The sequence below is a fragment of the Devosia sp. genome, from assembly GCF_028290645.1.
Classification (GTDB): Bacteria; Pseudomonadota; Alphaproteobacteria; order Rhizobiales; family Devosiaceae; genus Devosia_A.
Genome location: NZ_JAQGJL010000014.1, coordinates 1 through 5639 on the forward strand (window position 1 = coordinate 1; position 5639 = coordinate 5639).

General features: G+C 66.3%; 8 protein-coding genes. 5 read left to right on the forward strand and 3 right to left on the reverse strand.

The features are described 5' to 3' along the window. Window positions 1-85: 85 nt before the first annotated feature. Both coaE and dnaQ read left to right on the forward strand, forming a co-directional pair. The gene (gene coaE, locus JWQ89_RS00865) at window positions 86-688 is read left to right on the forward strand and encodes a dephospho-CoA kinase (protein ID WP_299637599.1); all 603 of its coding nucleotides are present in this window, start codon (window positions 86-88) and stop codon (window positions 686-688) included. Then, complete coding sequence (gene dnaQ, locus JWQ89_RS00870) at window positions 685-1392, forward strand: DNA polymerase III subunit epsilon (protein ID WP_299637601.1); 708 nt, start codon at window positions 685-687, stop codon at window positions 1390-1392. The genes coaE and dnaQ overlap by 4 nt, the downstream gene beginning before the upstream one ends. 19 nt (window positions 1393-1411) lie before the next feature. On the opposite strand, the gene secB is transcribed toward dnaQ, so the two are convergent. Next, window positions 1412-1924, reverse strand: coding sequence for a protein-export chaperone SecB (gene secB / locus JWQ89_RS00875; RefSeq protein WP_299637603.1), 513 nt, complete (start codon window positions 1922-1924; stop codon window positions 1412-1414). 71 nt (window positions 1925-1995) lie between these two features. Then, window positions 1996-2448, reverse strand: a complete 453-nt coding sequence (locus JWQ89_RS00880; protein WP_299637605.1) for an FxsA family protein — start codon at window positions 2446-2448, stop codon at window positions 1996-1998. A gap of 167 nt (window positions 2449-2615) precedes the next feature. Between JWQ89_RS00880 and JWQ89_RS00885 the strand changes: the two genes are divergently transcribed. Genes JWQ89_RS00885 through JWQ89_RS00895 form a run of 3 tightly spaced genes read left to right on the forward strand, consistent with a single transcriptional unit; the run spans window position 2616 to window position 4294 of the window. Next, window positions 2616-3332 (forward strand): Tim44/TimA family putative adaptor protein, encoded by a 717-nt coding sequence (locus tag JWQ89_RS00885; protein ID WP_299637607.1) that lies wholly within the window; start codon window positions 2616-2618, stop codon window positions 3330-3332. 24 nt (window positions 3333-3356) lie between these two features. After that, the gene (locus tag JWQ89_RS00890; protein ID WP_299637608.1) at window positions 3357-3938 is read left to right on the forward strand and encodes a Smr/MutS family protein; all 582 of its coding nucleotides are present in this window, start codon (window positions 3357-3359) and stop codon (window positions 3936-3938) included. Continuing rightward, the gene (locus JWQ89_RS00895) at window positions 3935-4294 is read left to right on the forward strand and encodes a helix-turn-helix transcriptional regulator (protein ID WP_299637610.1); all 360 of its coding nucleotides are present in this window, start codon (window positions 3935-3937) and stop codon (window positions 4292-4294) included. The genes JWQ89_RS00890 and JWQ89_RS00895 overlap by 4 nt, the downstream gene beginning before the upstream one ends. Before the next feature lie 24 nt (window positions 4295-4318). On the opposite strand, the gene hslU is transcribed toward JWQ89_RS00895, so the two are convergent. Further along, a complete protein-coding gene (gene hslU, locus JWQ89_RS00900; protein WP_299637612.1) occupies window positions 4319-5617 on the reverse strand; it encodes an ATP-dependent protease ATPase subunit HslU in 1299 nt (432 codons plus the stop codon). Between the last annotated feature and the right edge of the window lie 22 nt (window positions 5618-5639).

Sequence of the window (5639 nt, forward strand, 5' to 3'; positions counted from 1 at the left end):
ATCAGGCGGTTCCAGGTTTCGAGGCCTGGTTCGGAATCCGGCCCGAGGTGACGCCCGACCTCCGCGCCAAGGTGGAGTCGACGCTTTGACGTTGAAGCTGGGCCTCACCGGTTCGATCGCCACCGGCAAGTCGACCGTGCTCCAGGCCTTTGCTGACCTTGGTATCCCGACTTTCTCCTCCGACGACGCGGTGCACGAGCTCTACCGGGGCGCGGCCGTAGCGCCGGTAGAGGCGGCCTTTCCCGGGGTCGCCGTGGAAGGGGTGATCGATCGGGAAAAGCTCAGTCGGCATCTTGTGGGTCATCCAGCACGGTTGAAACAACTGGAGGCCATTGTGCACCCGCTGGTGCGGGCGGGGATAAAGCGCTTCCTCGCCGAGGCCGAAGCCCGCGGCGAGCCCATCGCGGTGGTCGATATCCCGCTATTGTTCGAGAACGGCGTCGACTGGGGACTCGATGCTGTGATCGTCACCGTCGTCGACGAGGCCGAGCAGCGCCGCCGTGCCCTTGCCCGTCCAGGGATGACGGTGGATAAGCTCGAGGCCATCCTTGCCCGCCAGCTGCCGCAGGCTGAAAAGGTCAGGCGCGCCACCTACATCATCGACACCTCGGCCTCGATCGCAGCGACCCGCCACGAGGTCGCCCAATTGGTCGACAAACTGCGTGCGGAGCCCCAAGCCAGCCCATGAGTCGCGAGATCGTCCTCGATACCGAAACCACCGGCCTGTCGCCCGCGATGGGCGACCGCGTCGTCGAGATCGGCTGCGTCGAGCTCATCAACCACATCCCGACCGGCCGGCATTTCCACATCTACCTAAACCCCGAGCGCGACGTGCCCGACGAGGCGTTCCGCGTCCATGGACTCTCCACCGAGTTCCTGCGCGACAAGCCGCGCTTTGCCGCCGAGGCCGACAATTTCCTCGAGTTCATCGGCGATGCGACGCTGGTCATCCACAACGCGCCGTTCGACATGGGCTTTCTCAATTTCGAGCTCGAAAAGCTCGGCCGGCGGCCCCTCGCCAACGAGGTGATCGACACCGTGATGGTGGCGCGCGAGCGCCATCCGGGCGCCCGCGTCAGCCTCGATGCGCTCTGCAAGCATTATGGCGTCGACAATTCCAAGCGCACCCTCCACGGCGCGCTGCTCGACAGCGAGATCCTCGCCGATGTCTATCTCGAGCTCATCGGCGGGCGCCAGGTCACCCTGACGCTCGATGCCGAGACGCATATCGAAATGGGGATCAACGTGAGCTTCACGCCGGCCCGCCAGCGGCCGAGCCCGCTCCCCCGGCGGCTGACCGACAGCGAGTTCGAGGCGCACCTGAAGCTCGTCGGCACGCTGGGCGCCGACGCCTTGTGGAACAGCTATTCGGAACTGGCAGCGGCCGAGTAGCCGCTGCGTGACGCCGAGCCTAGTTGGTCGGCGTACCCGGAGCAGGGGCACCGGCGCTCTGCTGCGCCTGGAGATTGCGGACGTTCTGGATATAGAGCGCGGCGAAATCCACCGGCTCCATCATCAGGGGCGGGAAGCCGCCGAGCTGCACGACGGTGGCCAGCACATGGCGGGCGAACGGGAAGATCATCCGCGGGCACTCGACCATCAGCAGTTGCGGCAGCTGGGCCTCGGGCACGTTCTTCACCCGGAACACGCCGCCATAGACCATCTCGACGTTGAAGAGCACGTTGCTGTCGCGCTCGGCCTTGGCGTTGAGGCTGATCTCGACGGCGTAGAGATCGTCGGCCTGCTTCTTCACCCCGACATTGATGCCGACGCTGAAGGTGGGATTGGCGCCACCGAGCAGCACCGAGCCCGGCGCACCGGGATTCTCGAAGCTCAGGTCGCGGGTATACTGCCCCACGAGGCTGTAGCTGGGCGCCGTGCTGGCGTTCGCGGGTACGGGCCCTGCCGGGTTCTCTTCAGCCATAATCGAAATTCCTCGAGCTTTCGGTCGGCGCGCTGGCTAGCACCTTTGGCCCTCTGCCACAAGCACGGCCCCTATCGGCGGGGCCGCCACTCGTCGGAATCGAGATCGATCGTGCCTTCCTCCACACGCTCCTGCCCGAAGCCGGGAGCACTGCGGGCAGTGGCCGCGACCACTGTCACTTTCGACTTGAGATAGGCATAGATCGCGCTGCGTACCGGCGGGATCAGCAGCAGGATGCCGATGAGGTCGGTGAAATAGCCCGGCAACAGCAGCAACAGGCCGGCGAGGCCGACCAGCATCGCATCGGCCAGCGCCCGCGCCGGCAATTGCCCGCGCCCCACCGTCGAGCGGATCTCGTTGATCAGCGACAGGCCCTGGTGCCGGATCACCAGCGAACCGATGATGGCCGTCGCCAGCACCCCCGCCAGCGTCGGCCAGAGCCCGATGGCATTGCCGATCACCACGAAGAACGCGATCTCGATCAGCGGTACGACAAGAAAGACCAGGAACAACAGGCGGCCCAACGGCTAACCCTTTCGAAAGCGCTGCGTCATAAAGGTCCCGCCGGACCCTCAGCCAAACGTGAACTGGTTTCCGGCTGAGCGTTTCCCTATATATAGGGCACATTCCCGGTTTCCCCATCCCGTGGGCTGCCGGGCGCCCTTTCCCCTTGGCGCGAGTAGCACTTCAGATGGATGAATTCTTCGATATCCCCACGCTCATCGTCATCGGCCTGGCGATCGTCGTGCTGTTCCGTCTGCGCCAGGTGCTCGGCACCCGTACCGGCCGCGAGCGTTCGCCGCTCGAGCGCCAGCGCGAGGCGGCGCCGGTCAAGGCCGGCGATGAGACCGTAGTGCCGATGCGCCCGCGTCCGATCGTCGAGAGCAGCGAGGACCAGGAGCGCCACGTCCGCAAGGTCGACGCCGAGATCGTCCAGTTCGCCCACGGCGACGACAAGGTCGCCGCCGGGCTGAAGGCCATCGCCGACGCCGATCCGGGCTTTACCCCCAAGAGCTTTATGGAAGGCGCCAAGGCGGCCTACGAGATGATCGTCACCGCCTTTGCCGCCGGCGACCGCCAGACGCTGAAGAACCTGCTTGAAAAGGACGTCTATGACGGGTTCGAGCGCGTCATCAAGGATCGCGAGGCGGCCGGGCACAAGATCGATTTCACCTTTGTCGGCCTGCCCCGGATCGAGATCTCCGAGGCCGAACTCGACAAGCGCAACGCCAATGTCACCATCCGCTTCCACGCCGAGGTGGTCTCCGCCACCCGCGACAAGGACGGCACGCTGATCGAGGGCAACGCCGACCAGGTGACCAACATCGCCGACGAATGGACCTTTGCGCGCAACCCCAAATCGCGCGACCCCAACTGGAAGCTCGTCGCCACCAGCCAGCTCGAATAGCCGATCGCGCGCGGGGGCACAGCGATGGGCAAGCGCCGGGCTAACGGGAAGGGCATGCTGCCCGACTGGCATCTTTGGCTCGAGGTATCGCAGACGGTCTCGCCGCTGCGGCCGCCGCGCCAGATCGTCGACCTCGAGTCGGAGCCCTTGCCGATCCCGGCCGCCCCGGTGCCCAATCGGCACCGCCGGCTGGTGCCTGTCATGCCGCCCTATCAATCCGACGGGCGTCCGGGAAAAAGGCCGCGCCCCGGGATCGAACCCAACCTCAAGCAGCGCCTGCAGCGCGGCCGGGAGGAGATCGACGGCACGATCGACCTGCATGGCATGCGCCAGGTCGAGGCCCACGCCGCCCTCAGCCGCTTCATCCATGCCCGCTCGGCCCGCGGCGATCGCACGCTGCTGGTCATCACCGGCAAGGGGCTGAAAAAGCTGGGCGACGATGCGGCGGTGATCGTCGAGCGCGGGGTGCTGCGGGCCATGCTGCCGGTCTGGCTCTCCGAGCCCAACCTCGCGCCACTGGTCGCCGGCTGGGACAGTGCGGCGCAGGGCCATGGCGGTGACGGCGCCTTCTACGTGCGCCTGCGGCGGGAGCGGGATTACCGATGACACCACTCGGCCTCAAGCTGCGCGCCATGCGCGACGAGCGCGGCGTGACCCTCAAGGAGATGGCCAAGGCGCTCCGCGTCTCGAGCGCCTATCTCAGCGCCCTCGAGCACGGTCGCCGCGGCAAGCCCACCTTCGCGCTGCTGCAGAAGATCATCGCCTATTTCAACGTCATCTGGGACGACGCCGAGGAGCTGCAGCGCCTCGCCGAAATGAGCGACCCCAAGGTCAGTATCGACACCGCCGGCATGCCGCCCGAGGCCACCGAGCTCGCCAACCGGCTGGCCCGGGACATCGGCAGGCTGGCGCCGGAGGACCTGAGCTATTTCAGCAACGAGATCGCCCGGCGCCTGAAGTAGCGCCTGCCGCCGTAACGGCCGGGATTACAGCACGAACCGGCTGAGGTCGGTGTTGGCCGCCATTTCGCCGATGCGGCCCTCGACATAGGCCTTGTCGATCCGGATCGTCTCGCCGGATTTGTCGGGGGCATCGAACGAGATGTCCTCGACCAGCCGCTCGAGGATGGTGGCAAGCCGGCGCGCCCCGATATTCTCGACGCTGGAATTGACCATCACCGCCGCATCGGCGATCGCCTCGATCGCGTCCGGGGTGAAATCGAGGGTCAGCCCTTCGGTCTTCATCAGCGCCACGTACTGCTTGATGAGGCTCGCGTCGGTGTCGCTCAGGATCCCGATCAGGTCCTCGCGGGTCAGCGCCTTGAGCTCGACCCGGATCGGCAGCCGGCCCTGCAGCTCGGGCAACAGGTCCGACGGCTTTGCAACCTGGAAGGCGCCCGAGGCGATGAACAGGATGTGGTCGGTCTTCACCGGCCCGTACTTGGTCGAAACGGTGGTGCCTTCGATCAGCGGCAAGAGGTCCCGCTGCACGCCCTCGCGGGAGACGCCCCCGCCATAGCCGCCTTCGCGGTTCACGATCTTGTCGATCTCGTCGATGAAGGCGATGCCGTGGTTTTCGACGAGGTCGACGGCTTCCTTGTTGAGCTGGTCCTGGTCGAGCAGCTTGTCGGCCTCCTCGGCCAGGAGCGGCGCATGCGCGTCCCTCACCTTGACCTTGCGCTTCACCCCGCGACCGCCAAAGGCCTTGCCCAGCATGTCCTGGATGTTGATCACGCTGGCGCCCGGCATGCCGGGGATCTCGAAGCCGCCCGGATTGCCCGAGGGCTGCATCTCGATCTCGATGTCCCGGTCGTCGAGCTCGTTGGTGCGAAGTTTCTGGCGGAAGCTTTCGCGCGTCGACGGCGTGGCGGACGAGCCGACCAGCGCATCGAGCACCCGCTCCTCGGCATTGTGATGGGCCTGCGCCTGCACTTCGCCGCGCTTCCTGTCGCGCAGCAGCGAAATGCCGGCCTCGACGAGGTCGCGGACGATCTGCTCGACGTCGCGGCCGACATAGCCGACCTCGGTGAACTTGGTCGCCTCGACCTTGATGAACGGCGCCTGGGCGAGCTTGGCAAGGCGGCGGGAAATCTCGGTCTTGCCGACGCCGGTCGGCCCGATCATCAGGATGTTCTTGGGCGTCACCTCGTCGCGCAGGTCGGCGGGCACGCGCTTGCGCCGCCAGCGGTTCCTCAACGCCACGGCGACGGCGCGCTTGGCGTCGTGCTGGCCGACGATGAAACGGTCGAGTTCGGAGACGATTTCGCGGGGAGAAAACTCGGTCATGCCGTCCAGATAGGATGTCCTA

What these genes read in the sequence shown, in the direction of transcription:
- dnaQ (WP_299637601.1), top strand. Translation starts at nt 685, where the DNA reads ATGAGTCGCGAGATCGTCCTCGATACCGAAACCACCGGCCTGTCGCCC.
- secB (WP_299637603.1), bottom strand. Translation starts at nt 1,924, where the DNA reads ATGGCTGAAGAGAACCCGGCAGGGCCCGTACCCGCGAACGCCAGCACG.
- JWQ89_RS00885 (WP_299637607.1), top strand. Translation starts at nt 2,616, where the DNA reads ATGGATGAATTCTTCGATATCCCCACGCTCATCGTCATCGGCCTGGCG.
- JWQ89_RS00890 (WP_299637608.1), top strand. Translation starts at nt 3,357, where the DNA reads ATGGGCAAGCGCCGGGCTAACGGGAAGGGCATGCTGCCCGACTGGCAT.
- JWQ89_RS00895 (WP_299637610.1), top strand. Translation starts at nt 3,935, where the DNA reads ATGACACCACTCGGCCTCAAGCTGCGCGCCATGCGCGACGAGCGCGGC.
- hslU (WP_299637612.1), bottom strand. Translation starts at nt 5,617, where the DNA reads ATGACCGAGTTTTCTCCCCGCGAAATCGTCTCCGAACTCGACCGTTTC.